Genomic DNA, 274 nt, shown 5'->3' on the forward strand with positions numbered 1-274 from the left:
TCTCTTGAAAATCAAGGTTTTGAGAAAGCTGAGCTTACGGAATCTGGTGCAGTATCAGTAAAAACAGGAATTTTCACAGGTCGTTCTCCTAAAGACAGGTACATAGTTCAGGATGATGTTACAAGAGAAACGATTTTCTGGGACGGAAAAGTAAACTTGCCGACTACTCCGGAAATTTTTGCGTCTTGTAAAGATTTAGTGCTGAACCAACTTGCTGCTGCAAAGAAAATTTATGTAGTAGATGCTTTCTGCGGAACCAATGCAGATACGAGAC

Annotated in this window: 1 protein-coding gene; it reads left to right on the top strand. The window is 40.1% G+C overall.

Annotated elements, in window-relative coordinates:
* Positions 1-274, top strand: a 274-nt coding sequence (locus ACS2QP_RS27685) for a phosphoenolpyruvate carboxykinase (ATP) (RefSeq protein WP_438883051.1), incomplete at both ends; no start/stop codon positions are given.

Origin of the sequence: Bacillus cereus group sp. Bce019 (assembly GCF_051781745.1) — a bacterium.
GTDB classification, from domain to species: domain Bacteria; phylum Bacillota; class Bacilli; order Bacillales; family Bacillaceae_G; genus Bacillus_A; species Bacillus_A cereus.